The sequence below is a fragment of the Nocardiopsis kunsanensis DSM 44524 genome (assembly GCF_000340965.1).
Lineage (GTDB): Bacteria > Actinomycetota > Actinomycetes > Streptosporangiales > Streptosporangiaceae > Nocardiopsis > Nocardiopsis kunsanensis.
Genome location: NZ_ANAY01000019.1, coordinates 57,591 through 83,057, shown reverse-complemented (window position 1 = coordinate 83,057; position 25,467 = coordinate 57,591). Strand labels below are relative to the sequence as shown.

The window sequence follows — 25,467 nt, the reverse complement described above, 5'->3', positions numbered from 1 at the left end:
GTGCTCGATCGGGGGCCGACCACGGCGGTCCCCCATGGTGGTGGCGAGGCGGGAACGGCGCGAAGTACCGGGCAGGACGCAGGCCAGGCCGGTGAAGTGTACGGTCAGTCATTTTGCCATCACTTCAGGGGTGTTCAAAGCAGAATGGAAGCACCGGGGTGGCCCTGTCCGCCGTGGGTCCACGCTTCCGGTGGTGTCATCACTGTTCACGGGGGTGCTGTCTTTCCACGGTCCGGGTGGAATCGGTGGAAAAACCTGACCTGGTGTTGGTGCTATTCCTGGAAAGTCCGATTTGAGGGTATAAGGGTGTTTTCTGCGTCGAGTCCGAAAAGTGGAGGGGCCCCGTGGCCAGAACAAAGGGCCCCGGCGCCCGGAACGGTTTCGGTCCGTTCCGGGCACCGGGGCCCCTGATCCGTGGAGCGCGGGACGCCACCGCCCCGCACAGGGCTCACGCCTGCACTGTGGCCACCGGGGAGCGGTCGACCTGCGAGGGCGCCTCGTCACCGAGGAAACTCGGCTTGTGCCGCTGAGCACTGGAGACCAGGTGCTCGGCCAGCTCCTCGGCGTCCAGGCGGCGCTCGATCACACGCAGGTCCGGGATCTTGGCGGCCGTCTCCACCTGACGCGGGGTCAGCATGGTGCAGCAGTCCTCGTCCGGCAGCTCCGAGATCGCCAAGGTACCGATGCGGCGCGCCTCACTCATGATCTCGCTCTTGTCCATGCCGATGAGCGGACGCAGGATCGGCAGGTCCACCGCATCGTCCAGAGCCGTGATGTTGGACATCGTCTGGCTGGAGACCTGGCCGAGCGCGTCCCCGGTGATCAGGCACTCCGCCTTGAGGTCGTCGGCCATCGCCTCGGCGGTCTTGAGCATCAGACGCCGCTGGGCCACGATCTGCAGGCGCTCGTTCCCGGAACTCTTCAGCTGCTGCTGGGCCTTGCCGAAGGGGATCACGAACAGTCGCGACCCCACCTGGTACCGGTCGATCTCGCGCACCAGGCTGTAGGCCTTGTAGATGGACTCCGGACCGGTGAAAGGCATCCCGGAGAAGTGCAGGAAGTCGACCTTGAGGCCGCGCCGGATCATCCGGTGGGCGGCCACCGGCGAGTCGATGCCTCCCGACATCAGCACCAGGCCGCGGCCGCTCATCCCCGCGGGCAACCCGCCCTGTCCGGGGATGCCCTCGGTGAACACGAACGCTTCGTCCTTGTCCACCTCCACGTGCAGGGTGTTGTCCGGGCACTTGAGGTCCACCCGGTAGCCGTGGGCCTCGATGATCCTCGCGCCCAGGTGGCCGGCCAGTTCCGAGGAGGTCATTTCGAAACGCTTGTCGCGGCGGCGGGCACGCACCGCGAAGGTGCCCTCGCGGTCGGCCATGGAACGCACACCGATGTCTGTGATGGCGTCCAGGTCCTTGCGCACGCGGCGCACCAGGTGCACCCACACCACACCCGTGACGTTGGCCATGCGGTCGGCGATCTCGGCGACCTCGAGGTCCGAGGCCTCGGGCTTGCGCACGATGATCACACCCGCGCCCCGCTGCGACAGGCGGATGTGGCCGAAGTCGCGCACGGAGTTACGGATGTTGTTGTGCAGCCGACGTTCGAAGAGCTTGCGGTTCGAGCCCTTGAGAACGATCTCGCCGAGCTTCATGAGCACGCAGAGCTCGCCGAGCCCGCTGTCGGCTCCGACCTCGGTTGCGGGGAGCGGCGCGGCCTCCAGCGACGCTGACATGGTGCTACCTCCGGAAAAGACGACGCCTTCACGGCCCGGTTCGGGCGGAAGAGGGAAAACGGGAGCGGGGCCGGGCGACCCGCTGCCTTCCAGTATCGGGCAATTCCCGGAGCGCTCGGTACATTCCCGCCCGGTCCGTCGGGCGCCTGTGAGGACCGCGATGACACGCGGGCCCCTCCCGGGAGACGGGAAGGGCCCGCGGTCGGAGCAGAGGTCCTCGGCACGGCACGGTCAGCCGAAGAAGACCTCGGCCTCCTCGTAGCGCTCGGGCGGGACGGTCTTGAGGGTGTCGGTGGCCTCGGACAGGTCCACCCGGACGATCTCTGTCCCCTGCAGGGCCACCATGCGCCCGAAGGACTTCTCGTGCACGGCAGCGATGGCGTCGACGCCCAGGCGGGTGGCCAGGACACGGTCGAAGGCGCTGGGGGTACCGCCGCGCTGCACGTGGCCCAGGACCACCGAGCGGGCCTCCTTGCCGGTGCGCTGCTCGATCTCCTCGGCGAGGGACTGGCCGATACCGCCCAGGCGCACGTGGCCGAAGGAGTCCTTCTCGCCGGTGGCCAGCTCCATCTGCCCCTCCTGGGGGTGGGCGCCCTCGGCGACGACGATGATCGGTGCGTACTGGGTCTCGAACCGGCTCTCGACGTACTTGACGACCTGGTCGATGTCGAAGGGGCGCTCCGGGATGAGGATGACGTTGGCGCCGGCGGCCATCCCCGAGTGCAGGGCGATCCAGCCCGCGTGGCGGCCCATGACCTCCACCACGAGCGCGCGGTGGTGCGACTCGGCGGTGGTGTGCAGGCGGTCGATCGCCTCGGTGGCGATGTTGACCGCCGTGTCGAACCCGAACGTGTAGTCGGTGGCGTTGAGGTCGTTGTCGATCGTCTTGGGGACACCGATGACGTTGACGCCGTTGTCGTGGAGCTGGCGGGCCACTCCGAGAGTGTCCTCACCGCCGATCGCGATGAGTGCGTCCAGGCCCAGGCCGGCCATGTTGTCCTTGACGCGCTCGACCCCGCCCTCGATCTTCATCAGGTTGGTGCGCGAGGAACCCAGGATCGTTCCTCCACGCGGGAGGATGCCGCGCACGGCCGACATGTCCAGGGGTTTGGTCGCGCCCTCGAGGGGGCCGCGCCAACCGTCCCGGAAGCCGACGAACTCGTATCCGTAGTCCTTGATCCCCTTGCGGACCACTGCACGAATGACCGCGTTCAGACCAGGGCAGTCCCCGCCACCGGTCAGCACCCCGACTCGCATGCGACTCTCCTCCACGTTGTGGGTTTCCCGGCGCAGGACGCCGTATGGTCTAGACCATACGGCGATCGGGGAGTGCAGACCAAACCCGTACGGGAGAGCCGAAGCAGTGGGGCCGCACCGTTCGGAGCGGACTCGTCCGGGCTCTCACCCTTCGTCGCCGTCGATGCCCTGGTCGATGGCGTAGCGCACCAGTTGCGCCCGATTGTGCAGCTGCAGTTTGGTCAGGGTGTTCTGGACATGGTTCTGGACGGTCCGGTGCGAGATGGACAGGCGCCCCGCGATCTGTTTGTAGGCCAGCCCCTTGGCGACCAGACGCAGCACCTCGGTCTCCCTCGGGGTCAGGCTCGGCGCCCTACCGGCCTCCTCCTCCCGTGGTCCGGAGCGTGCGGACAGGCGCCGGTACTCGCCCAGGACCAGCCCGGCCAGACCGGGCGTGTAGACCGCCTCGCCCGCGTCCACGCGCCGCACGGCGTCCAAGAGCTGCTCGCGGTCGGCGGACTTGACCAGGTACCCGGTCGCGCCCGCCTTGACGGCTGCGAGCACGTCCTCGCCGGCACCACTGGCCGAGAGCACCAGGATGTTCGGTGGGTCGGACAGCTCGGCCAGACCGGAGATGAGCTCCACCCCGCCCATGTCGGGCAGGTGGAGGTCGACCACGGCCAGGGTCGGGCGGGCGGCGGGGGCGATGCGCAGGGCCTTGGCGCCGTCCCCGGCGGTGCCCACCACGGTCGTGCCGGCCTCGTCGAGGTCACGGGCGACGGCCTCGCACCACATCGGATGGTCGTCGACGACCAGGACCCTGATCCGCTCGAGCGCGCTGTCCATGGTCGGAACCCTATCGGCTCCCCGCGCCCGTCCTCCTGCCCCGGGCCGCCCCTGAACCGGCAGCGGGGCCGAACACCCGCCGAGCGTGTGCCCGGCCCCGCTGGACCACACTGCCTAGTCGTCCTCGTCGAGGTCGCCGAGGTCGAGCCCGCCCGGGGTCGCGAGCAGCTCGATCGTGGTGCCCTCGGGGGCGCTGTCGTTCACCGACTGACGGGCGATGGTGTCACCGCGCAGGATGCGCTCCACCTCGGCCTCGAAACCGGCGTCCTCCAGTTCCTCCACGGCCTCGTCGATGTCCATGCCGACCACATCGGGCACGTCGACCTCCGGCGGTCCGGTCGAGACGGTGAGCGTCACCGTGCCGCCCGGGCCCAGGCTGGTGCCCGTGTCGGGGGACTGGCTGATCACGGTGTCCTCGGGGACGTCCTCGCTCTCCTCCTCCTCGAGCTCGACCTCCAGGTCGAGGTCCTCGAGGGCGGAGACGGCCTCGTCGACACCGCGCCCGGCCACCGCGGGCACGTCGATACCGCGGCTGATGGTGAGTGTGACGGTCTCCTCGCGGTCGGCCGTGCCACCCGCCTCCGGGTCGGTGGAGATCACCTCGCCGGGCGGGGCGTCGTCGGCGTCGACCTCCTCCTGGGTGATGGCGTCGGAGGCGAACCCGCGGTCCTCCAGCTCCTTGGTGGCGTCGGCGACGTCCGTGCCGGTCAGGTCCGGCATGTCGAAGGTCTGCGGCCCCTTGGACAGGAACACCGTGACCTGATCGCCCCCGGACAAGCGGTCCCCGATCTCCGGTTCGGTCCGGGCGACGGTGCCCGGGTCGGCGTCCTGGCTGTAGACCTCCTCCTCGGACAGGTCGAACTCGAGCCCGGAGGCCTGGATCTCGGAGCGGGCGGTGTCGGTGTCGGACCCGACCACGTCCGGGACCGGTTCGAAGCGCCCGATCAGGAACCACCAGCCGGCCACGAGGACCACCAGCGCCATCACGGCCCCGCTGAACGCGAGCACGCGGTTGCGGCGCAACCACGAAGCCTCCTCGTTGCCGTCCTCGTTCCCGGGGCCGTCGTCGAACCCGGCCGAGTCCATGTCCACGACCATCGTCGCGTTCTCGGTACCCGGGCCCGAACCGCCCGAGATGAGCTGCGGCGCGGTCACTGTCGGGACCGACCCCGGCTGCTGGGCCACCGGCGGCAACGGGCCCGCCTGGTGCGGGTCCTCGGGCAGCCGCTTGAGCGCCTCCAGCACCTTGGCCAGGTACTGTCCGGCATTGCTGGGCCGGTACCGGGGCTCGCGCTCGGTGGCCTTGGTCACCAGGGCATCGACCTCGGGCGGCATGTTCGGGATGAAGTGCGAGGGCCGCGGTACGTCCTCGTTCACGTGTTGGTAGGCGATCGCGATGGGCGTCTCGCCGGTGTGCGGCTGGCTTCCGGTGAGCAGCTCGTACAGCATGATCCCGGCTGCGTACACGTCGCTGCGCGCGTCGGCCAGCCCCTTCTCGATCTGCTCCGGGGCCAGGTATGCGGCCGTGCCCATGAGGGTGCCCGTGCGTGTCAGGCCCTGGTTGGACTGCTCCACCGCGCGGGCCAGGCCGAAGTCTGCGACCTTGACCCGGCCGTCCTCGGTGATGAGTACGTTCTCGGGCTTGACGTCGCGGTGCACCATGCCGGCCTGGTGGGCGGCTCCCAGCGCGGCCAGCACCGACGCCATGATGTTGAGCGCGGCCCGCGGGGCCAGGCGTCCCTTGGCCTTGAGCAGGTCGCGCAGGGTCCGGCCCGGTACGTACTCCATCGCCAGGAACACGTGTCCGGTGTCCTCGCCCTGGTCGAAGACCTGCACCACGTTCGGGTGCGAGAGCTTGGCGACCGAGTGCGCCTCGTTGATGAAGCGCTGGACGAAGGCGGGGTCCTGCGCGAGGGAGGGGTGCATCACCTTCAACGCCTGCCGCCGGTCCAGACGGAGGTCGTGGGCGACGTAGACGGTCGCCATCCCACCCCCGGCGATACGGGACTCGATGAAGTAGCGCCGGTCGAGTGTCGCGCCTACGAGTGGGTCGGAAGTCGTCATGTCCACGGCGGAGTCATGTCCTTGCTGCGGGGAGCGCGGGCAGTCACGGTCGGCGTGGGCGATGCGGCCCGGCCAGGCCGGGACGACCCGGAGGTGCGCTCTGGGCGACGGCGCTCACCCGACACCGTGTGTCGAACCGACACGATAGCGGAATCTGGCGCACACGCCCGCCCCGCGGTCGGCGGTCCTCCCCTCCCGTGCAGGGGGCACGGGGGTGGAGGCTCGTTCTGTTGTACGTCGGAGCGCACCCCACCACGGTAGGCGACGCAGGGGAACACGTGGTGTTAGAGCGCTCACGCAACACACCGGGCCGCCCGCCCCCGTGGCCGCAGGGAGGTCGGGCGGCCCCGTGCTGTAGCTCGTACGGCGCTTCTAAGGCGTGGGGGAGGAGGCCTGCGCGTACCGGCGGACCGGGATGCGTCCGGCCAGGCGTGCGGCGCGGCCGGCCCGCACCGCGTCACGCATGGCCCCGGCCATGAGCCCCGGTTCCTGGGCACGTGTGACGGCGGTGGCCAACAGGACCGCGTCACAACCCAGCTCCATCGCCAGGGCCGCGTCACTGGCGGTACCGATTCCGGCGTCCACGATGACCGGGACCTGTGCCTGCTCGACGATGAGCTCCAGGTTGTGCGGGTTGCGGATGCCCAGCCCCGACCCGATCGGTGCGGCCAGAGGCATCACGGCCGCACAGCCGATCTGCTCCAGGCGCCGGGCCAGGACCGGGTCGTCGTTGGTGTAGGGAAGGACGGTGAAACCCTCGTCGACGAGGGCCTCGGCCGCCTCCAGCAACTCCACCGGGTCGGGGAGCAGGGTGCGTTCGTCGGCGATCACCTCCAGCTTCACCCAGTCGGTCTCCACCGCCTCGCGCCCCAACCTGGCGGTACGCACCGCGTCGGCCGCGGTGAAGCACCCGGCAGTGTTGGGCAGCGCCCGGATCTTGTTGCGCCGCAGCACCTCCCACACGGAACCTTCCTGTGCGGGGGAGACGTGGCGCAGGGCGACAGTGGTCAGTTCCGTGCCGGAGACGGTCAGGGCCTCCTCCAGCACGTCCATGGAGGGCGCCCCTCCCGTTCCGGTGATGAGGCGGGAGGAGAAAGCGGTGCCGGCGATGGTGAACGGGTCGTCCACGCGCGGGTCGAACATGGTCAGCCCCCCTGTACCGCGGTCAGGACGTCCACACGGTCGCCCGTTCCGAGCCGGGTCGAGGCCCAGGCAGTGCGACGTACCACTTCGTCGTTGACGGCCACGGCGATCCCGCCGGGGACCTCGCCCCCGCCGGAGGCGGTGAGTTCGCGGACGACCGCTTCGACGGTGGTGTCGGGTTCGTAGGTGTGTTCTTCGTTGTTGACAGTGAGCCTCATGTGTCCTCCCGGTCAGCAGAGAACCGGCGTGCGGGGGAAGGCAGGGTGCCCTCTGTGAGGGCCTGTGCCATGGCCTCGCCCGTGGCCGGGGTGAGCAGGACGCCGTGGCGGAAGTGCCCGGCGGCCAGGTGGAGCCCGGGGACCCGGGTGGGGCCGAGCAGGGGTTCGTTGTCGGGGGACCCGGGACGCAGCCCCACACAGGTTTCGGTGACCTCGAGTTCGGTGACCCCAGGTACGAGCTCGCGGGCATCGCGCAGGACCTGCCAGAGACCGCCCACGGTCAAGGACTCGTCCTGGCCCCGCTCCTCCTGGGTGGCGCCCACGACGATCTCTCCGTCCTCGCGCGGGACCAGGTAGACCGGAGAGCCCTTGACCAGGCCGCGCACGGTGCGGTGCACCAGGGGCTCGGACCCCTCCGGCAGACGGGTGCGCAGGAGCTGGCCCTTGACCGGACGCACGGTGGGTACGACCGGCTCCGGCAGGGTGACGGCGTTGCTCCAGCACCCGGCGGCCAGGACCACCTGGTCGGCGGCCAGGGCGTCACCGCCGTCCAGGCGCACCCGGAGATCGTCGGTGACCTCCACGGCCCGGTCCTCGACCTCGTGCACGCCCGCGCGCGCCCCGGCGACGGCCAGAGCTCGCAGGAGGCGGCGGGGGTCCACCGAGTGGTCCGCGGAGGCGAGGACCCCGCCGCGTGCCGTCGGGGCCAGCATCGGTTCGAGCCTGCGGCACTCGCGGCCGGTCAGGCGCTCGGTGGGGATCCCCAGGCGTTGCTGGAGCTCGTGAAGGTCGGCCAGGACCGCGAGGTCGTCGCGGTCGAAGGCCACCATGAGCGTGCCTGTGGTGCGGTGTCCGACCGGGACACCGCTCGCGGCCTCCAGTTCGGCGACGAAGTCCGTGTACAGACCCGCCGAGTGCACCCCGAACTCCATGAGGGGCTCCTCGCCGAAGACCGCCTCGGTGGCGGGTGTGAGCATGCCCGCAGCGACCCTGGAGGCCGATCGGGCGTCGGAGGGCTCCACCAGGGTGACGTCGAACCCCCGTTGGGCGGCGCGCCAGGCGGTCACCCGCCCGGCCAGGCCGCCGCCGACCACGACGACGCGGCCGTCCCCGCGGTCGGTGGTGGGATGACTGGTACGCATGGCGCCGTGTTCCACTCCCTTCGCCGGCATGATCCGGATCAGGTTCGTGCGGTCGGCGGATCGGTCACTCCGCCCTCTCAGCCGGGACCACCCGGCTCCCGCGGTCACTTCCCATCCTAGAACCCGCATCAAATACCGGCGCCGCCGCACGGGCCGGCGGCAATCACGCACCTGTGGGCACGGCCGGTGCGCATGTGGCGCCGGGGGCCGTGCGCATGTGGCAGATTGGGGCTGTGACACACAACGACATCGACACCCTGATCGGCGACTGGCTCACGCTCAAGGAGGCCGCGGAGCCCCTCGGGGTCAGCCCCAACCGCATCAAGCAGCTCATCCGCGAGAACCGCATGATGGGGGTGAAGCGCGGGGGCGAACTCGTGATCCCCGCCGCTTTCCTGGACGGCGACGACCTCGTCAAGGGGCTGCCCGGGACACTGATGCTGCTCAGCGACGCCGGTTTCTCCCACGAGGAGGCCCTGCGCTGGCTCTTCACCCCGGACGAGAGCCTGCCGGGCACACCCATCCAGGCCATGCACGAGAACCGCGGTACCGAGGTGCGCCGCCGCGCCCAGAGCCTGGCGTTCTGACGCGGCCCGTGGGCGTTCTTCGGTTCGGGGCGCCCACACCCTAGGGTGGGGCGCGTGAGGACCAGCCACGGAACCAGCCTGCGCAAGCGCCTGGACACATCCCTTCTGTACCTGTGCACCGACGCCCGCGCCGAGAGCGGCGATCTGGCCGAATTCACCGACGCGGCGCTGGCCGGCGGGGTGGACATCGTCCAGCTGCGCGACAAGGGCCTGGAGGCCCGTGAGGAGCTCGCCGCCCTCGAGATGATGCGGGACGCGTGCGAACGCCACGGGGCCCTGCTCGCCGTCAACGACCGGGCCGACATCGCCCGCGCCGTACGCGCGGACGTGCTCCATCTGGGGCAGCGCGACCTGCCCGTGCCCATGGCCCGCGACATCGTCGGCGCCGATCCGGTCGTCGGGCGTTCCAACAACGACATCGGAGCGGCCACGGACTCGTCCGAGGAACCCGGGACCGACTACTTCTGTGTCGGGCCCACGTGGTCGACCCCCACCAAGCCGGGCCGTCCGGCCGCCGGGCTCGACCTGGTACGCGAGGCCGCCGCGCTCGGCAGCGACCGCCCCTGGTTCGCCATCGGCGGCATCGACGCCGGGAACATCGACGAGGTCCTCGACGCGGGGGCCCGCCGCGTCGTCGTGGTCCGCGCGATCACCGGGGCCGAGGACCCCCGTGCCGCCGCCGAGTACCTGCGTTCCCGGATCACCGCCCGCACGGGATGAGTCGGCGTCCCCGAAGACGTGGGTGCACGCCGCGGGCCCGCGGGGTCCTCCGGGGTCAGACCGCCACGTGCGCCAGCGCGCTGGGGTGGCGGCGCAGGAACCCCTCGATCGACTGTGCCGGGTGGCCGGTCAGTTTCGGCACGGTGCCGGAGACCACGTCCATCTCCCCGGCGGCGATCGCGGCGTAGGAGGAGGCCCACCCCTCCACCTGCCACTCGGGGGCGCCGGTGGCCCTGCGGGAGGCCAGAGCTTCTTCCCAGGTCTCGGGCACGTACCGGATCGAACGGGATGTCAGGGCGGCCAACTTGTCCACGGTCGCGGCCAGCCCGAGGGCCTCGGGGCCGGTCACGTCCAGGGTCGTGTTCGTGGTGCGGGCGGCCGTGTCGGGGTCGGTGAGAACCCCGGCCGCCACGTCGGCCACGTCGTCGCGCGACACCCACGCGATGCGCCCGTCCCCGGCGGGGCCGCGCACCACGCCCTCGTCGTCCACCCAGTGCGGCAACAGGTCCAGGTACAAGCTGGGTCTGAGGAAGGTGTGCCGTACCCCGGTGGACCGGATGTGGGCCTCGGTGAAGAAGTGCGTGCGCGCGAAGGTGAAGGTCGAAGCGGGGCCGGCCCCCAGGAACGACAGGTACACGATGTGCGAGACCCCGGCCCCGACCGCCGCGTCCACGGCGTTCAGGTGCGTCAGCACACGGTCCTCGGACTCGGACGCCGACACCAGGAACAGGGTGTCCACGCCCCGGCAGGCGCGTTCGAAGGCGCTGGTGTCCTCGTACGTGGCCATCGCCGCACTGCTGCCCGGGTACTCCGGGGCGCGGTTGAGGTCGCGCACGATGAACCTCTGCGGTAGTCCCAGCCGCGCGATGCGAGCGGCCACACGTCCGCCCAGCGCGCCCGTAGCTCCGGTCACACCAATGGTGCGGTTTGTCATGTGATCGTCGCCCATGGACCCATCCTCGGACACGTGAGGGTGTGCCGCACTCAGCGGCACACCCCCTTTTCCCGTGCCGGGTCCCGTCGGAACCGGGATCGCGCGGCCGGGAGCTCAGTGCGTGCGCGAAGTGGCGATCGCGACCAGCTCACGCAGCGGCCCGCGGGCCTGCGCGTCGATGCCGGGGTGGTCGAGGACAGCGGCGGCGTGGTCGGCGTACTCGGCCACCAGCTGCTCGCACACGGCCAGTGCGCCGGAGTCCTCGATGAGCCCGCACATCCACTCCACCGACTCCGCGGTCAGGTCAGGGCTGCCCAGCAACGACCGGAACCGTTCGGCGTCGGCGGTGGCGGCCCGCTCCAGGGTCTCGGCGACCACCAGGGTGCGCTTGCCCTCGCGCAGATCGTCACCGGCGGGCTTGCCGGTCGTGGACGGGTCCCCGAACACACCGAGCACGTCATCGCGCAGCTGGAAGGCGATCCCGAGGGTCACGCCGTAGTCGGTGTAGACCGGGCCCAGCTCCTCCAGCCGCCCGGCCAGCGCCGCGCCCAGGTGCAGGGGACGCTCCACCGTGTACTTGGCGGCCTTGTAGTGCATGACCCGCAGCGCGGCCTCGCGGGTGGAGGACCCCCGCACCTGCTCCAGGGTGTCGAGGTACTGTCCGGCCATCACCTCGGTGCGCATCGCGTCGAAGGGCACCCGGCCGGCCAGCAGAGTCTCGGGGGAGAACCCGCTGGCCTGGTACATCTCGTCGGACCACACCAAGCACAGGTCACCGATGAGGATCGCTGCACCCTGGCCGAAGTCCTGGCTGTCCCCGCTCCACCCGTGGTCGGCGTGCAGCTTCGCCATCCGCTTGTGGGTGGCCGGCCGCCCACGCCGGGTGTCGCTGTTGTCGATGACGTCGTCGTGCACCAGCGCACAGGCCTGCAGGTACTCCAGGGACGCGGCCGCCTGCACGATGCGTTCGTCCTCGGCGGCCCCGCCGGCGCCGCGCCAGCCCCAGTAGGCGAAGGTCGGGCGCAGTCGCTTACCGCCGGTGAGTACGGTCTCCAACGCGTCGACGGCCGGAGCGAGCTCGGCCCCGATTTCCAGCAGGCGCGTCCGGTTGCGGGCACCGAAGTCCGCGAGGGCGCGGTCCACGGAGGGTCGGACGACGGAGACGGGTGAGTCGGAAGAAGATGAGGATGGGGCCATACCTCGCACATTATCGGCTGTTCACGCCCATCCCGCCCTGCCCCGGAAGAGTTTCGGGGAGCCTGGCAGCGCGGGCAGTTCGGGGCGTGATGGACCCTGGCCCCCGGTCGGCGGAGGGGCTTGTTCTAGGCTGGAGAGCATGCAGGCCGCATCTACACGTTCCGTGGCACCTCGTGCCACCAGCCCTCGGCACATCAGCGACATGCTTGACTCCGGGGAACCGATGTTCTCCTTCGAGTTCTTCCCGCCGCGTACGCCCAAGGCGCAGGAACGCCTCTGGCGCGCCATTCGCGAACTGGAGGCGCTCAACCCTTCGTTCGTCTCGGTCACCTACGGGGCCGGCGGTAGTACGCGGGGAAGGACTGTAGAGACCACCGAACACATCGCCACCGACACGACGTTGCTCCCGGTGGCGCACATGACCCTCGTGGACCACTCCGTCGCGGAGCTGCGCCACCTCATCGGACGCTTCTCCGCTGCGGGGGTCTCCAATCTGCTCGCCGTGCGCGGGGACCCGCCCGGCGACCCCGACGGTGAGTGGATCTCCCACCCCGAAGGACTGACCTACTCCGAAGAACTGGTCCGGTTGATCAAGGAGAGCGGCGACTTCTGCGTGGGGGTGGCAGCCTTCCCCTACAAGCACCCGCGCTCGGCCGACGTGGAGACCGACACCGACCACTTCGTCCGCAAGTGCCGCGCCGGAGCCGACTACGCCATCACGCAGATGTTCTTCGACCCGGAGGACTACCTGCGTATGCGTGACCGCGTGGCAGCCAGGGGCTGCGACATCCCCATCATCCCCGAGGTGTTCCCGGTGGTGCGCACGTCCTTCATCCCGCGCTCCGAGAAGCTCTCCGGAGCCCCGTTCCCGCGTGATCTCGCCGAGAAGTTCGAGAGCTTCGGCGACGACGAGGAGGCGGTGCGCCAGTTCGGGATCGAGCACGCCCAGCGCATGTGCGAACGGCTGTTGGCCGAGGGCGCTCCCGGGATCCACTTCATCACTTCGAACCAGTCCATGGCCACCAGGGAGATCTACCGGGAGATCGCCGGGACCCGGACCCCCTGAGCGGGAGCCGTGCAGCCAGGATGTCGAAGGGCTGATCCGGGCTGCCGGGGAAGGTGAGACCCTCCAGCAGCGCGGTGAAGCCGCAGGAGACATAGAGGTGGCGGGCCGGGGTCGGACCCGTCCGGGTGGACAGCAGAGCAGTCCGCTCCGGCCGCCCCTCGCACAGAGCATGCAACATGCACCGTCCGATGCCCCGGTTCTGTGCGCCGGGATGGACGTGCACCTCGGCGATCTCCACGGCCGAGTCCAGGTACCGGCGTACCTGCCGGTCGTTCCAACGGGCGCGCATCCCCGCTTCGACGACATCGTGCCACCACTGGCCGGGCCGTCCGCGGAAGGCGTAGGCGAACCCGACGGGTTCCTCATCGCGCACGGCCACCACCGAGCGGAAACCCGGGTGCTCGGCGTGGGCGCTCATCACCGCTGCACGCCCGGGGAGCTGTTCGGCCGGGGGCGCCATGGCGGCCTCGTAGATCCGGATCAGGGCTGGAACCGCGTGCGTGAAGGGATCCGGCGCCAGTTCACGAAGTTCGGTCTCGGCGTCCACGGGCCAACCCTAGAGCACGGTCACCGGAGGAGTCCCGGACACGGACCGGCGCCAAGTCCTTGACGCTCTTCCGGGGCTGCGATTTACTGAATCCGTCGAACTCGTGTTCGACCAATTGTCCGCCGGGTACCCTGGTGGGCGGCGGCGCGGTCGGGCTGGGGAGGGGAAGCCCCACGTCCGGCCGCGCCGCCCTTCGTTCCCCGCTCCCGGCAGAGCGCCGTCCGCCCCCACACGAGTCGGACCCCGCCCACCGTGGGGTGTGACGGGGTCCGCGGACAGGAAGAGCCGGCGACCTCGGGGGGAGGGGCCGGCTCTCGTACCTCGAAGGTCCCGACGCGGCTAGAAGGCGTCGACGGCCCGGCGAGCCTCGGGGTCCAGAACGCCCCAGTTGATGAGCTCCTCGGTCAGGTCCGAGGGAGACTTGTCGTAGATGACTGCGAGTGAACGCAGGTCCTCCTGGCGGATGCTGAGCACACGGCCGTTGTAGTCGCCGCGCTGGCTCTGGATGGTGGCGACGTAGCGCGAGAGCGGCCCGGCCTTCTCCTGCGGCAGCTGCTGCATGCGCTCCAGGTCGATCACCAGCTTGGGTGTGGGGCCCAGCGGGGTGGGTGCGGCGCCGCCCGGAAGCAGCTCCGACATCGGTACACCGTAGAAGTCGGCGAGCTCGGCCAGCTTCTGCACGGTGACGGCGCGGTCACCGCGCTCGTAGGAACCCACCACGACGGCCTTCCAGCGCCCGTGGGACTTCTCCTCGACGCCGTGCAGGGACAGGCCCTGCTGGGTGCGGATGGCACGCAGCCGCGCGCCGAGGGACTTTGCGTATTCCGATGGCATCTTCTTGTCGCTCCCGGCCGTGACGGTGGCTGGTGGTGGGGGAGACGTTCCGCTCGTACTCGGCGGGCCGACTGGGCGGTCCAGCGGATGGTCACGGGGTGCAACCCCACCCGGTAGTGATTACAGACAGTGACGGTAGGGGGGTCTGGCTCCCAGGTCAAGCCGTTGGTGTGAAATGCGACTAATCAGTGTCCGAACCGCGCGTAGGTGAAACTCCTCTCATGTCACCCGAGAACGGGAGGATAGGGGTGGGCCTTGGGGCGTGAAAGCCCGTGTTCGCGGGGCCTTCCGGCTTCGGAGGGTGGTGAGGGGGTGGAGTCGGGGCGCGGTCCACGCGTTGCCGGCGGTGGCAACGCGTGGATTTTATGTGTGACCTAATTCACAGTGGCGGGGTGAGCGGGGTGAACTCCCGGGGAAGGCGTGACCCCTGCGCTGGTAGCGTGGGCCCGATCGACATCCTTTAACGGCCTGTCCAGTGAGGCAGGGAAGGGGGTCACTATTTTGCGTGCGCAAAAACCCACCGCAGGTGATGCGGCGAGGGGCTCGGGCGCACAGGCGGAGATGCCCGCAGGCACCCGCGCCGTCCTCGACGGCCCCGAGATCGACCGGGCTCTGACCCGGATCGCCCACGAGGTGCTCGAACGCACCAAGGGCGGTCACGAGGTCACACTCCTCGGTGTTCCCTCGCGCGGCGTCCCGCTCGCACAGCGCCTGGCCCGGCGCATCGAACGGGTGGAGGACATCGCGGTCCCCGCCGGTTCCCTCGACATCACCATGTACCGCGACGACCTGCGGCTCGCACCCGCACGGGCGCTCGGCCGGACCGAGGTCCCCGAGAGCGGGCTCGACGACCGCGTGGTCGTCCTCGTCGACGACGTGCTCTTCTCCGGCCGGACCGTACGCGCCGCCCTCGACGCACTCGGCGACCTCGGCCGTCCCCGAGCGGTCCAGCTCGCCGTCCTCGTCGACCGCGGCCACCGCGAACTGCCCATCCGCGCCGACTACGTGGGCAAGAACCTGCCCACCTCCCTGCGGGAGAACGTCGACGTACGCCTGAGCGAGACCGACGACCAGGACGCCGTCCTGCTCGGCCCCTCCCGGTCCCGGACCGGCACCACAGGAACGGGGGAGGAGCACTGATGCGGCACCTGCTCTCCACCGGAGACCTCGACCGGGACCAGGCCACCCTGATCCTGGACACCGCCTCCGAACTCGCCCAGGTCGCAGACCGGTCGGTCAAGAAACTGCCGACCCTGCGCGGACGGACCGTGGTCAACCTCTTCTACGAGGACTCCACCCGTACCCGCACCTCCTTCGAACTCGCGGCCAAGCGCCTCTCCGCCGACGTCATCAACTTCTCCGCCAAGGGCTCCAGCGTCTCCAAGGGCGAGAGCCTCAAGGACACCGCCCTGACGCTGCAGGCCATGGGCGCCGACGGCGTGGTCGTCCGCCACAGCGCCTCGGGTGCGGCACACCGCCTCGCCCGCTGGGTCGACGGGTCGGTCCTCAACGCCGGTGACGGCACCCACGAGCACCCCACCCAGGCCCTGCTCGACGCCTTCACCATGAGGAACCGCCTCGGCCGCCTCGAAGGCCTGCGCGTGGCCGTGGTCGGCGACGTCCTGCACAGCCGTGTGGCACGTTCCAGCGTGCTGCTGCTGACCACACTGGGCGCCGAGGTCACCCTCGTGGCGCCGCCCACGCTGCTACCGGTGTCCGTGCACACCTGGCCGTGCGAGGTCTCCTACGACCTGGACGCCGTCCTGCCCAAGAGCGACGTGGTCGTGCTGCTGCGTGTCCAGGCCGAGCGCATGCGGGAGTCCTTCTTCCCCTCCGTGCGCGAGTACACCCGCAACTACGGCCTCGACGGCGAACGCCTCGGCCGCATGCCCGAGCACGCCCTCGTCATGCACCCCGGACCCATGGTCCGCGGCATGGAGATCTCCGCGGAGGTCGCGGACTCGCCCCGGTGCACCGTCACCGAGCAGGTTGCCAACGGTGTCAGCCTGCGCATGGCCGTGCTCTACCTGCTCCTCGGCGGCTCCTGATGCCCTCGCGCGCCCGGCCCCGTCGGCGCGCGCCCGGTGCCCCACGGCACCCCCAGCCTTTCTCCACCCGAACAGAAAGCCGTACACCGCGATGCCCGAGAACCACGGCCCCTACCTCGTCCGCGGGGCGCGACCGCTCGGCGGCGACCCGGTCGACCTGCTCCTGAGCGATGGCACCATCACCCGGATCGGTGCCGGCCTCGAAGGCCCCCAGGACGCGCAGGTCGTCGACGCCGACGGTCTGATCGCCCTCCCCGGCCTGGTCGACCTGCACACCCACCTGCGCGAACCCGGACGTGAGGACGCCGAGACCGTCGAGACCGGCTCCCGGTCGGCCGCCACGGGCGGCTACACCTCCGTGCACGCCATGGCCAACACCGACCCCGTCGCCGACACCGCAGGCGTCGTCGAACAGGTCTGGCACCTGGGCCGCGAAGCCGGCCTGTGCGACGTGCGTCCCGTCGGCGCCGTCACCGTCGGCCTCGCCGGCGAACAACTCGCCGAGATCGGTGCCATGGCCGCCTCCTCCGCCGCGGTCCGCGTCTTCTCCGACGACGGCATCTGCGTCTCCGACGCGCTGCTCATGCGACGCGCCCTGGAGTACGTCAAGGCCTTCGACGGCGTCGTCGCCCAGCACGCCCAGGAACCCCGGCTCACCGAGGGTGCCCAGATGAACGAGGGCTGCGTCTCCGACCGCCTCGGCCTGTCCGGCTGGCCCGCGGTCGCCGAGGAGGCGATCATCGCCCGCGACTGCCTGCTCGCCCAGCACGTGGGATCGCGCCTGCACGTGTGCCACGTCTCCACCAAGGGCTCGGTCGACATCATCCGCTGGGCCAAGGAACGCGGCTGCGACGTCACCGCCGAGGTCACCCCCCACCACCTGCTGCTCACCGAAGACCTCGTGGAGGGCTACGACCCCGTCTACAAGGTCAATCCGCCGCTGCGCACCGAGGATGACGTCCTCGCCCTGCGCGAGGGCCTGGCCGACGGAACGATCGACGTCGTGGCCACCGACCACGCTCCCCACCCCGTGGAGGCCAAGGAGACCGAGTGGTCCGACGCCGCCATGGGGATGGTCGGTCTGGAGACGGCGTTGGCCGTCGTCCAGCGCACCATGGTCGACACCGGCCTGCTGACCTGGAAACAGGTCGCCGACCGTATGTCCGTCACCCCCGCACGCATCGGACGGGTGGAGGGCCACGGCCGCGCCCTGGCGGAGGGCGAACCCGCCAACGTCGTCCTGTACGACCCCGCCGACCCCGTCGGTGTCGACGGCACCACCATGGCCAGCAAGAGCAGCAACACCCCCTTCCGGGGCATGAGCCTGCCCGGCCGGGTCCGCGCCACGTTCCTGCGCGGGGTCCCCACCGTCCTGGAAGGCAAGACCGCATGAACACCACACAGAACGGCCGGGGCCTTCCCGGCAGGCAAGAGGGGGCAGAGGTGTCCGAGGAAAAGGGCGGACCGGCGATTCTGGTGCTCGAGGACGGCCGGGTCTTCCACGGCCACTCGTACGGCGCCACCGGCGAGACCTTCGGCGAGGCCGTCTTCAACACCGGCATGACCGGTTACCAGGAGACCTTCACCGATCCCTCCTACCACCGCCAGATCGTGGTGATGACCGCACCGCACATCGGCAACACCGGCGTCAACGACGAGGACACCGAGTCCGAGCGCATCTGGGCCGCTGGCTGCGTCGTGCGAGAGCCCGCCCGCGCCTTCTCCAACTGGAGGGCCGAGCGCTCCCTGGAGGAGGAGATGCGCAGCCAGGGCGTTGTCGGAATCGCTCTCAAGGGCACCCGCGCCCTCACCCGTCACCTGCGCGACCGCGGTGCCATGCGCGCGGCCGTCAGCACGGTGGAGACCGACCCGCAGAAGCTGCTCGCCCGCATCCTCGAGCAGCCCACCATGGCCGGCTCCGACCTGACCTCCGAGGTCAGCACCGACCGCGCCTACGAGGTCGCACCGCCCGAGGGTGTGCAGGCCCGGTTCCACGTGGTCGCACTCGACCTCGGGATCAAGGCCATGACCCCCCACCGCCTGGCCGAACGCGGTTGCAGGGTCACCGTGTTGCCCGCGAGCTCCACCGCCGAGGACGTCCTCGCCCTGGACCCGGACGGGGTCTTCTTCAGCAACGGCCCCGGCGACCCCGCCACGGCGGACGGCCCCGTCGCCACCATGCGCGGTGTCCTCGAGGCCGGCAAGCCGCTGTTCGGGATCTGCTTCGGCAACCAGATCCTGGGCCGTGCCCTGGGGCTGGACACCTACAAGCTCACCTTCGGACACCACGGCATCAACCAGCCGGTGCGCGACACCCGCAGCGGCCGCGTCGCCATCACCGGCCAGAACCACGGGTTCGCCGTCGACGCGCCGATCGACCGGCCCTTCGACACCGACCACGGCCGGGCCGAGGTCAGCTACATCGGCCTCAACGACCAGGTCGTCGAGGGCCTGCGGTTGCTGGACCGACCCGTGATCAGCGTCCAGTTCCACCCGGAGGCCGCCGCGGGCCCCCACGACGCGGCCGCACTCTTCGACGAGTTCGTCGACCTGATGTCCGCCCAGCCCGCTCCGGCTGCCCGATAGCGACCAAGAGGAATCAAGAGCATGCCGCGCCGTAGTGACCTTTCATCCGTCCTCGTGATCGGCTCCGGTCCGATCGTGATCGGGCAGGCGGCCGAGTTCGACTACTCGGGAACCCAGGCCTGCCGTGTCCTCAGGTCCGAGGGCCTCCGTGTCGTGCTGGTCAACTCCAACCCGGCCACGATCATGACCGACCCGGAGATCGCCGACGCCACCTACGTCGAGCCGATCACCTCGGAGATGATCGAGAAGATCATCGCCAAGGAGCGCCCCGACGCCCTCCTGCCGACCCTGGGCGGGCAGACCGCCCTCAACGCCGCAGTCGACCTGCACGAGTCCGGGATCCTCGACAAGTACGGCGTCGAGCTCATCGGCGCCAACATCGAGGCGATCCAGTCCGGTGAGGACCGGGAGAGCTTCAAGGGCATCGTCGAGAGTGTCGGCGGCAACTCCGCCCGTTCGCGCATCTGCCACAGCCTCCAGGAATGCCTGGACGCCGCCGAGGAGCTCGATTACCCGGTGGTCGTGCGCCCCTCCTTCACCATGGGCGGGGCCGGCTCCGGCTTCGCGCACGACGAGGGCGACCTGCGCCGCATCGCCGGCCAGGGGCTGGCCCTGTCGCCGACCAACGAGGTGCTCCTGGAGGAGTCCATCCTCGGGTGGAAGGAGTACGAGCTGGAGCTGATGCGCGACGCCAACGACAACGTCGTCGTCGTGTGCTCCATCGAGAACCTCGATCCCATGGGTGTGCACACCGGTGACTCCATCACCGTCGCACCCTCCATGACTCTCACCGACCGCGAGTACCAGGAACTGCGCGACATCGGTATCGCCGTCATCCGCGAGGTCGGCGTCGACACCGGCGGTTGCAACATCCAGTTCGCGGTGCACCCCACCACCGGGCGCATCATCGTCATCGAGATGAACCCCCGGGTCTCGCGTTCCTCCGCTCTGGCCTCCAAGGCCACCGGTTTCCCGATCGCCAAGATCGCCGCCAAGCTCGCGGTCGGTTACACCCTGGACGAGATCCCCAACGACATCACGAAGGAGACCCCGGCCAGCTTCGAGCCCACGCTCGACTACGTGGTCGTCAAGGTGCCCCGCTTCGCCTTCGAGAAGTTCCCCGGTGCCGATCCCCAGCTCACCACCACCATGAAGTCGGTCGGGGAGGCCATGGCCATCGGCCGTTCCTTCCCCGAGGCGCTCCAGAAGGCCATGCGCTCCCTGGAGAAGAAGGGTGTGGGCCTGACCTGGAGCGGCGCCCCCGGCGACAAGGACGAGCTGGTGGAGAGGGCCAAGGTCCCCACCGAGACCCGCCTGCGCCAGGTCCAGCAGGCCCTGCGGGCCGGGGCCACGGTCGAGGAGCTGCACGAGGCGACCCGTATCGATCCCTGGTACCTCGACCAGATGCTGCGTCTGGAGGAAGCCGCCCGGGCGCTCGCCAGGGCACCCAAGCTCGACGTGTCCGTGCTGCGCGAGGCCAAGGAACTGGGCTTCTCCGACCTCCAGATCGGCGAGATCACCGGCAAGAGCGAGGCCGTGGTCCGCGAACTGCGCCATGCGCTGGGCCTGCACCCCGTCTACCTGACCGTGGACACCTGTGCCGGCGAGTTCCCCGCCCGGACCCCCTACCTCTACTCCAGCTACGACGAGGAGACCGAGGTCCCGGCCGGCGACAAGCCCAAGATCATCATCCTGGGCTCGGGCCCCAACCGCATCGGCCAGGGGGTGGAGTTCGACTACTCCTGCGTGCACGCCTCCTTCGCCCTCTCGGACGCCGGATACGAGACCGTCATGGTCAACTGCAACCCCGAGACGGTCTCCACCGACTACGACACCAGCGACCGGCTCTACTTCGAGCCCCTCACCCTGGAGGACGTCCTGGAGGTCGTGCTCGCCGAGCAGGCCGCCGGGCCGGTCGTGGGGGTCATCGTCCAGCTGGGCGGCCAGACCCCGCTCGGTCTGGCCCGCGAACTCGAGGAGGCCGGGGTGCCCGTCATCGGCACCAGCCCGAAGGCCATCGACCTGGCCGAGGACCGCGGTGAGTTCGGCCAGGTCCTGGACGAAGCCGGCCTGCCTGCGCCCAAGTACGGCACCGGCCACTCCTTCGAGCAGGCCAAGGCCGCGGCCGACGAGATCGGCTACCCGGTCATGGTCCGGCCCTCCTACGTGCTCGGCGGGCGCGGTATGGAGATCGTCTACAGCGAGTCCGTGCTCGCCGACTACATCGACCGCAACGCCGAGGTCAGCCCCGAGTACCCGGTCCTGATCGACCGGTTCCTCGACGACGCCATCGAGATCGACGTCGATGCCCTCTACGACGGGCGCGACCTCTACCTCGGCGGTGTCATGGAGCACATCGAGGAGGCCGGGATCCACTCCGGCGACTCCGCCTGCTCCCTGCCCTCGGTCACCCTGGGCAGCGAGGACATCGAGCGGATCCGCAACTCCACGGAGGCCATCGCGCGCGGCACCGGGGTCCGGGGCCTGCTCAACGTCCAGTACGCGCTCTCCTCGGGCGTGCTCTACGTCATCGAGGCCAACCCGCGCGCCTCCCGGACCGTGCCGTTCGTGTCCAAGGCGACCGCGGTGCCGCTGGCCAAGGCGGCGGCGCGCATCATGGCCGGCGCCACCGTCGCCGAGCTGCGCAGCGAGGGCCTGCTCCCGGCGACCGGCGACGGCGGGGACCTGCCCGTGGACGCCCCGGTGTCGGTGAAGGAGGCCGTGCTGCCCTTCAACCGGTTCATCGACAAGAAGGGTGAGGGCGTCGACACGGTCCTCAGCCCCGAGATGCGCTCCACCGGCGAGGTCATGGGCCTGGACGTGGAGTTCGGCGCCGCCTACGCCAAGTCCCAGCTCGCGGTGAACAGCTCCCTGCCCACCCAGGGCAAGGTGTTCGTCTCCGTCGCCAACCGGGACAAGCGTTCGATGATCTTCCCGGTCAAGCGCCTGGCCGACCTGGGGCTGGAGATCCTGGCCACCGAAGGCACGGCGATGGTGCTGCGGCGCAACGGTGTGCACGCCACGGTCGTGCGCAAGCACAGCGCCGGACCCGGCCCCGAGGGTGAGCCCACCATCGTCCAACTGATCCACGACGGCGAGGTCGCTCTCACGGTCAACACCCCCTTCGGCAGCGCCGGGCAGGCCGGGCCGCGTCTGGACGGGTACGAGATCCGCACTGCCGCGGTGGTACGCAACGTCCCCAGCGTCACCACGGTGCAGGGGCTGGCCGCCGCCGTGCAGGCCATCGAGGCCCGTGTGCGCGGTGACGTGGGTGTGCGTTCCCTCCAGGAACACGCCGCCGTCCTCGACGCCGGCCGCGAGGCCCTCGAGGTCTGAGGGCTCCACGGCGCAGAGCGTCCCGAGCACGTCCGGGAGTCGGGCGGTCCCGAACAGCGGGGCCGCCCGGCCCTGTGCGCGGGGCGAACGCCGCGCACGAGGGCCGGGCGGGAACGGCGGAACCGCATCGGGCCGCCCGGGGACCCTCTACCCTGTGAGTGGTTGCCCGGACCGGTGCGTGTCGGCCGTGACGACCGTTCGTGACCACCAGGCGCGGGCCGGACCCGCGTACCCGTACCTCCACAGGGAAGGCCCCGACCCGACCATGAGCGACAACGGACCGGTGCAGATCAGGTGCCCCGTGCTGAACGTGCGCAGGGTCGACGCCTACGTCGCCATCACCGTGGTCGCCCCGGGGATCGCCGAACGTTTCCGCTCGGGCCAGTTCGTCTCGGTCGGGGTGGGCGGGGACCATTCCAGCACCCTGCTGCGCCGCCCCTTCGCCGTGCACGACGTCAAACCCGACTACGGCGGCACCGTCGAGTTCCTCTTCTCGGTGAAGGGCACAGGGACGGCCTGGCTGGCCGAACGCCGGGCCCGTGACCTGCTGGACCTCGTCGGACCGCTCGGCCGTCCCTTTCCGCTGCCCCGGGACCCGGTCAACTGCGTGCTCGTGGGCGGCGGTTCCGGTGCAGCTCCGCTGTTCCCGTTGGCGCAGTCGCTGCGTCGGCGCGGGTGCCGGGTCGACTTCGTCCTGGGGGCCGCCTCGGCCGACGGGGTGCTCAACGCCATCACCGCCAGGCGCCTGGCGGAGACCGCGACCTTCGCCACCGACGACGGCTCCTTCGGCACACGGGGGCGTGTCACCGACGTGCTGGACAAGGTGGTGCGGGAGGGCCGTTCCGACGCGGTCTACGCGTGCGGCCCCATGCCGATGCTGCGGTCGGTCACCGCGGTGGCCGAGAGCCACGGCCTGCCGGTGCAGGTGTCGGTGGAGGAGACCATGGCGTGCGGCACCGGCATCTGTATGACGTGTGTGATCCCCGTCGTGGGCGGGGACGGCGTCACCCGTATGGTGCGCTCCTGTGTGGACGGCCCCGTCCTGCGCGGCGAACAGGTGCGTTTCGACGACGTCGGCTCCATTCCCTTCGATGCCTTGGGCGCCCCCGGTTGGAAGGGAGCCGGGCGGCGCGGTGTCGAACAGGACCGCGACATCGCCTGACCTCCACAGCACGACACGACGAGTAGGACTTTGAACGCAACCCTCAGAACCCGCGTGGGCGCCCTGGAGCTGCCCAACCCCGTGGTGACCGCCGCCGGATGCGCGGGGGCGGGCCGTGAACTCGCCCAATTCTTCGACATCGCCTCCCTCGGGGCGGTGACGACCAAGTCGGTGATGCTGGAGCCGCACGCGGGCAGACCCGCGCCGCGGATGGCCGAGACCCCCAGCGGCATGCTCTCGACGACCGGGATGCAGGGCCCCGGGCTGGAGGTGCTGTTGCAGCGCGACCTGCCGTGGCTGCGCTCACGGGGCGGGCGCGCGATCGTCTCCGTGGCGGGGGCCGGGGTGGGCGAGTTCGGCGAACTCGCCCGGCGCCTGTCGGAGGCGGAAGGTGTCAGCGCGGTCGAGGTCAACCTGTCCTGCCCCGACCCGGAGAGCTCTTCGGGCCGCACCTTCGCCGACGACCCGGACCGTGCCGAGCAGGTCGTGGGGACGGTCCGTTCCCAGGCCCGTTCGGAACTGCCCGTGCTCGCCAAACTCGCCGGGGACGTCCCCGACGTCGTGGAGCTGGCCGGTGCCTGTGTCGATGCCGGAGCCGACGGGCTCTCGATGATCAACACACTGCGCGGCATGGCCGTGGACACCCGGACCCTGCGTCCCGCGGTGGCCGGAGGGCTGGGAGGGCTGTCCGGCCCGGCCGTGCGCCCCATCGCGGTCGGCTGTGTCTACCGCGTGCACGAGGCCCTGCCCGAGGTCCCGATCATCGGTATGGGCGGGGTGCGCACGGGGGAGGACGTCCTGGAGTTCATGGCGGCCGGGGCCAGTGCCGCTGCCGTGGGCACCGCCAACTTCTCCGACCCCTCGGCAGGCGCGCGGGTCCTGCGCGAGTTCACCGAGGCCATGGAGGACCGCGGTTTCACACGGGCCGCGGACCTGGTGGGGGCGGCCCACCGGACCGGCCCCAGGGGCTGACACGGCGGCGCACGGCCCGGGACGCCGTTGCAGGTGGCGCGGGGTGCGCAGAACGGGTCCGAACCGGTTCCGGATCCGGGGCATGAAGCCCTCCGCCCAGGGAAGTGCACCCCTCGGTGGTGTGCACATGACAGTGACCGTGCACCGCGCCGGGCCGTCGTGTGGGCCGGAGCGGTGCCGCGCCGGCCGCAGGGCCGGCGGCACACGATTGGAGAATCCGACATGACCGCGTCCTCAGCGCCCATCGCCGTCGCGATCGACGCCCAGGAGATCGGGACGGCGGCCACATGGGCCTCCGCGGTCGCACCGCACGTGAGCACGATCAAGGTGGGGCTGGAACTGTACTTGCGCTACGGCCCGGAGGTCGTCAGCGCGGTGCGAGGGGCCGACCGGGTCGGGGTCTTCCTCGACCTGAAGCTGCACGACATCCCCGCCACCGTGGCGGGGGCGGCGCGCAGCGTGGCGGGCCTGAAGCCCTCGTACCTGACCGTGCACGCCAGTGGCGGGTCCGACATGATCAGGGCCGCGGTCGAGGCGGCGCCGGACACCCGGATCGCCGGGGTGACTGTACTGACGTCGATGGACGAGGCCGGCCTGGAGCAGGTGGGGCTGCTCGGTCCGGCCCGTGACGCGGTCCGCCGCCTGGCGGTGCTCTCGGTGGAGGCGGGCGCCCGAGCCCTGGTGTGCTCGCCACAGGAGGCGGCCATGGTCCGTTCGGAGGTGGGACCCGACATCACCCTCATCACGCCGGGCGTACGCCCGGCGGGGGCGGACAGGGGTGATCAGTCGCGGGTGGCCACCCCCGAAGAGGCCATCGAAGCGGGCGCGGACCTTCTGGTCATCGGACGGCCCATCACCGGGGCACCGGACCCCGGCGCGGCAGCCGCTTCCATCGCGGCAACGATCCAGCGCGCCGGTGTCCGTGTCCAGGGTTCGGCACCGGGCTCGGCGGTGGAATCGTCGGGTCCGGTAGCCGGACTGTAGCAGTGGACTCTTCACACACAGTTGTGGCTCAGTAATGACGACTATTGCGCGTGTCCAAAAACCGATCTCGACCGCTGTGAGTGACTCGTGTCACCGCTGTGTGACCGTTC

General features: G+C 70.5%; 22 protein-coding genes and 1 riboswitch. Of the genes, 11 read left to right on the top strand and 11 right to left on the bottom strand.

Translation table 11 applies throughout. The features are described from left to right. Positions 1 to 448: 448 nt before the first annotated feature. The 7 genes from thiI to thiO form a co-directional block, all read right to left on the bottom strand. Positions 449 to 1,735 (bottom strand): tRNA uracil 4-sulfurtransferase ThiI, encoded by a 1,287-nt coding sequence (thiI, locus tag D456_RS0113960; protein WP_017576804.1) that lies wholly within the window; start codon positions 1,733 to 1,735, stop codon positions 449 to 451. Between the two features lie 231 nt (positions 1,736 to 1,966). Continuing rightward, positions 1,967 to 2,992: a 6-phosphofructokinase gene (locus tag D456_RS0113955; protein ID WP_017576803.1), complete on the bottom strand. Its 1,026-nt coding sequence runs from the start codon at positions 2,990 to 2,992 to the stop codon at positions 1,967 to 1,969. A gap of 144 nt (positions 2,993 to 3,136) precedes the next feature. Beyond that, positions 3,137 to 3,817 (bottom strand): response regulator, encoded by a 681-nt coding sequence (locus D456_RS0113950; RefSeq protein WP_017576802.1) that lies wholly within the window; start codon positions 3,815 to 3,817, stop codon positions 3,137 to 3,139. A gap of 114 nt (positions 3,818 to 3,931) precedes the next feature. Then, positions 3,932 to 5,887 carry a Stk1 family PASTA domain-containing Ser/Thr kinase gene (gene pknB, locus D456_RS0113945; protein WP_017576801.1) on the bottom strand — a complete coding sequence of 652 codons (1,956 nt, stop codon included), beginning with the start codon at positions 5,885 to 5,887 and terminating at the stop codon, positions 3,932 to 3,934. A 366-nt stretch (positions 5,888 to 6,253) separates the two neighbouring features. Then, complete coding sequence (locus D456_RS0113940; protein ID WP_017576800.1) at positions 6,254 to 7,024, bottom strand: thiazole synthase; 771 nt, start codon at positions 7,022 to 7,024, stop codon at positions 6,254 to 6,256. Between the two features lie 2 nt (positions 7,025 to 7,026). After that, a complete protein-coding gene (gene thiS, locus D456_RS0113935) occupies positions 7,027 to 7,242 on the bottom strand; it encodes a sulfur carrier protein ThiS (protein ID WP_017576799.1) in 216 nt (71 codons plus the stop codon). Beyond that, on the bottom strand, positions 7,239 to 8,384 hold the full coding sequence (thiO, locus tag D456_RS0113930; protein WP_026115867.1) for a glycine oxidase ThiO: 1,146 nt from the start codon (positions 8,382 to 8,384) through the stop codon (positions 7,239 to 7,241). The genes thiS and thiO overlap by 4 nt, the downstream gene beginning before the upstream one ends. Beyond that, positions 8,383 to 8,496: riboswitch (TPP riboswitch) on the bottom strand. It overlaps the preceding gene by 2 nt. A 121-nt stretch (positions 8,497 to 8,617) precedes the next feature. On the opposite strand from thiO, the gene D456_RS0113925 reads away from it, so the two are divergent. Then, a complete protein-coding gene (locus tag D456_RS0113925) occupies positions 8,618 to 8,971 on the top strand; it encodes an Rv2175c family DNA-binding protein (protein ID WP_017576797.1) in 354 nt (117 codons plus the stop codon). 54 nt (positions 8,972 to 9,025) lie between these two features. Further along, on the top strand, positions 9,026 to 9,691 hold the full coding sequence (thiE, locus tag D456_RS0113920) for a thiamine phosphate synthase (RefSeq protein ID WP_017576796.1): 666 nt from the start codon (positions 9,026 to 9,028) through the stop codon (positions 9,689 to 9,691). Positions 9,692 to 9,746: 55 nt separating this feature from the next. On the opposite strand, the gene D456_RS0113915 is transcribed toward thiE, so the two are convergent. Beyond that, positions 9,747 to 10,640 (bottom strand): SDR family oxidoreductase, encoded by an 894-nt coding sequence (locus tag D456_RS0113915; RefSeq protein ID WP_026115866.1) that lies wholly within the window; start codon positions 10,638 to 10,640, stop codon positions 9,747 to 9,749. A 99-nt stretch (positions 10,641 to 10,739) separates the two neighbouring features. Next, complete coding sequence (locus tag D456_RS0113910) at positions 10,740 to 11,822, bottom strand: polyprenyl synthetase family protein (protein ID WP_026115865.1); 1,083 nt, start codon at positions 11,820 to 11,822, stop codon at positions 10,740 to 10,742. 223 nt (positions 11,823 to 12,045) lie between these two features. Between D456_RS0113910 and metF the strand changes: the two genes are divergently transcribed. Next, positions 12,046 to 12,888 carry a methylenetetrahydrofolate reductase [NAD(P)H] gene (gene metF / locus D456_RS0113905; RefSeq protein WP_017576793.1) on the top strand — a complete coding sequence of 281 codons (843 nt, stop codon included), beginning with the start codon at positions 12,046 to 12,048 and terminating at the stop codon, positions 12,886 to 12,888. On the opposite strand, the gene D456_RS0113900 is transcribed toward metF, so the two are convergent. Further along, positions 12,821 to 13,435 carry a GNAT family N-acetyltransferase gene (locus D456_RS0113900; protein ID WP_017576792.1) on the bottom strand — a complete coding sequence of 205 codons (615 nt, stop codon included), beginning with the start codon at positions 13,433 to 13,435 and terminating at the stop codon, positions 12,821 to 12,823. The two genes, metF and D456_RS0113900, sit on opposite strands and share 68 nt — an antisense overlap. Before the next feature lie 339 nt (positions 13,436 to 13,774). Then, the gene (gene bldD / locus D456_RS0113895) at positions 13,775 to 14,269 is read right to left on the bottom strand and encodes a transcriptional regulator BldD (protein ID WP_017576791.1); all 495 of its coding nucleotides are present in this window, start codon (positions 14,267 to 14,269) and stop codon (positions 13,775 to 13,777) included. A 561-nt stretch (positions 14,270 to 14,830) separates the two neighbouring features. Here bldD and pyrR point away from each other — a divergent pair. From pyrR to pyrF, 8 genes are all read left to right on the top strand, one after another. Then, the gene (gene pyrR, locus D456_RS0113890) at positions 14,831 to 15,409 is read left to right on the top strand and encodes a bifunctional pyr operon transcriptional regulator/uracil phosphoribosyltransferase PyrR (protein ID WP_017576790.1); all 579 of its coding nucleotides are present in this window, start codon (positions 14,831 to 14,833) and stop codon (positions 15,407 to 15,409) included. Continuing rightward, positions 15,409 to 16,317 (top strand): aspartate carbamoyltransferase catalytic subunit, encoded by a 909-nt coding sequence (locus D456_RS0113885; protein ID WP_017576789.1) that lies wholly within the window; start codon positions 15,409 to 15,411, stop codon positions 16,315 to 16,317. The genes pyrR and D456_RS0113885 overlap by 1 nt, the downstream gene beginning before the upstream one ends. Before the next feature lie 91 nt (positions 16,318 to 16,408). Beyond that, complete coding sequence (locus D456_RS0113880; RefSeq protein ID WP_017576788.1) at positions 16,409 to 17,710, top strand: dihydroorotase; 1,302 nt, start codon at positions 16,409 to 16,411, stop codon at positions 17,708 to 17,710. Then, positions 17,707 to 18,903, top strand: coding sequence for a glutamine-hydrolyzing carbamoyl-phosphate synthase small subunit (carA, locus tag D456_RS0113875; RefSeq protein ID WP_017576787.1), 1,197 nt, complete (start codon positions 17,707 to 17,709; stop codon positions 18,901 to 18,903). The genes D456_RS0113880 and carA overlap by 4 nt, the downstream gene beginning before the upstream one ends. 21 nt (positions 18,904 to 18,924) lie before the next feature. Beyond that, the gene (gene carB / locus D456_RS0113870) at positions 18,925 to 22,239 is read left to right on the top strand and encodes a carbamoyl-phosphate synthase large subunit (protein WP_017576786.1); all 3,315 of its coding nucleotides are present in this window, start codon (positions 18,925 to 18,927) and stop codon (positions 22,237 to 22,239) included. Positions 22,240 to 22,504: 265 nt separating this feature from the next. Continuing rightward, positions 22,505 to 23,401: a dihydroorotate dehydrogenase electron transfer subunit gene (locus tag D456_RS0113865; RefSeq protein WP_026115862.1), complete on the top strand. Its 897-nt coding sequence runs from the start codon at positions 22,505 to 22,507 to the stop codon at positions 23,399 to 23,401. Positions 23,402 to 23,431: 30 nt separating this feature from the next. Then, positions 23,432 to 24,373 (top strand): dihydroorotate dehydrogenase, encoded by a 942-nt coding sequence (locus tag D456_RS0113860; protein ID WP_026115861.1) that lies wholly within the window; start codon positions 23,432 to 23,434, stop codon positions 24,371 to 24,373. 222 nt (positions 24,374 to 24,595) lie between these two features. Further along, the gene (pyrF, locus tag D456_RS0113855) at positions 24,596 to 25,357 is read left to right on the top strand and encodes an orotidine-5'-phosphate decarboxylase (protein ID WP_017576783.1); all 762 of its coding nucleotides are present in this window, start codon (positions 24,596 to 24,598) and stop codon (positions 25,355 to 25,357) included. The last annotated feature ends 110 nt before the right edge of the window (positions 25,358 to 25,467 follow it).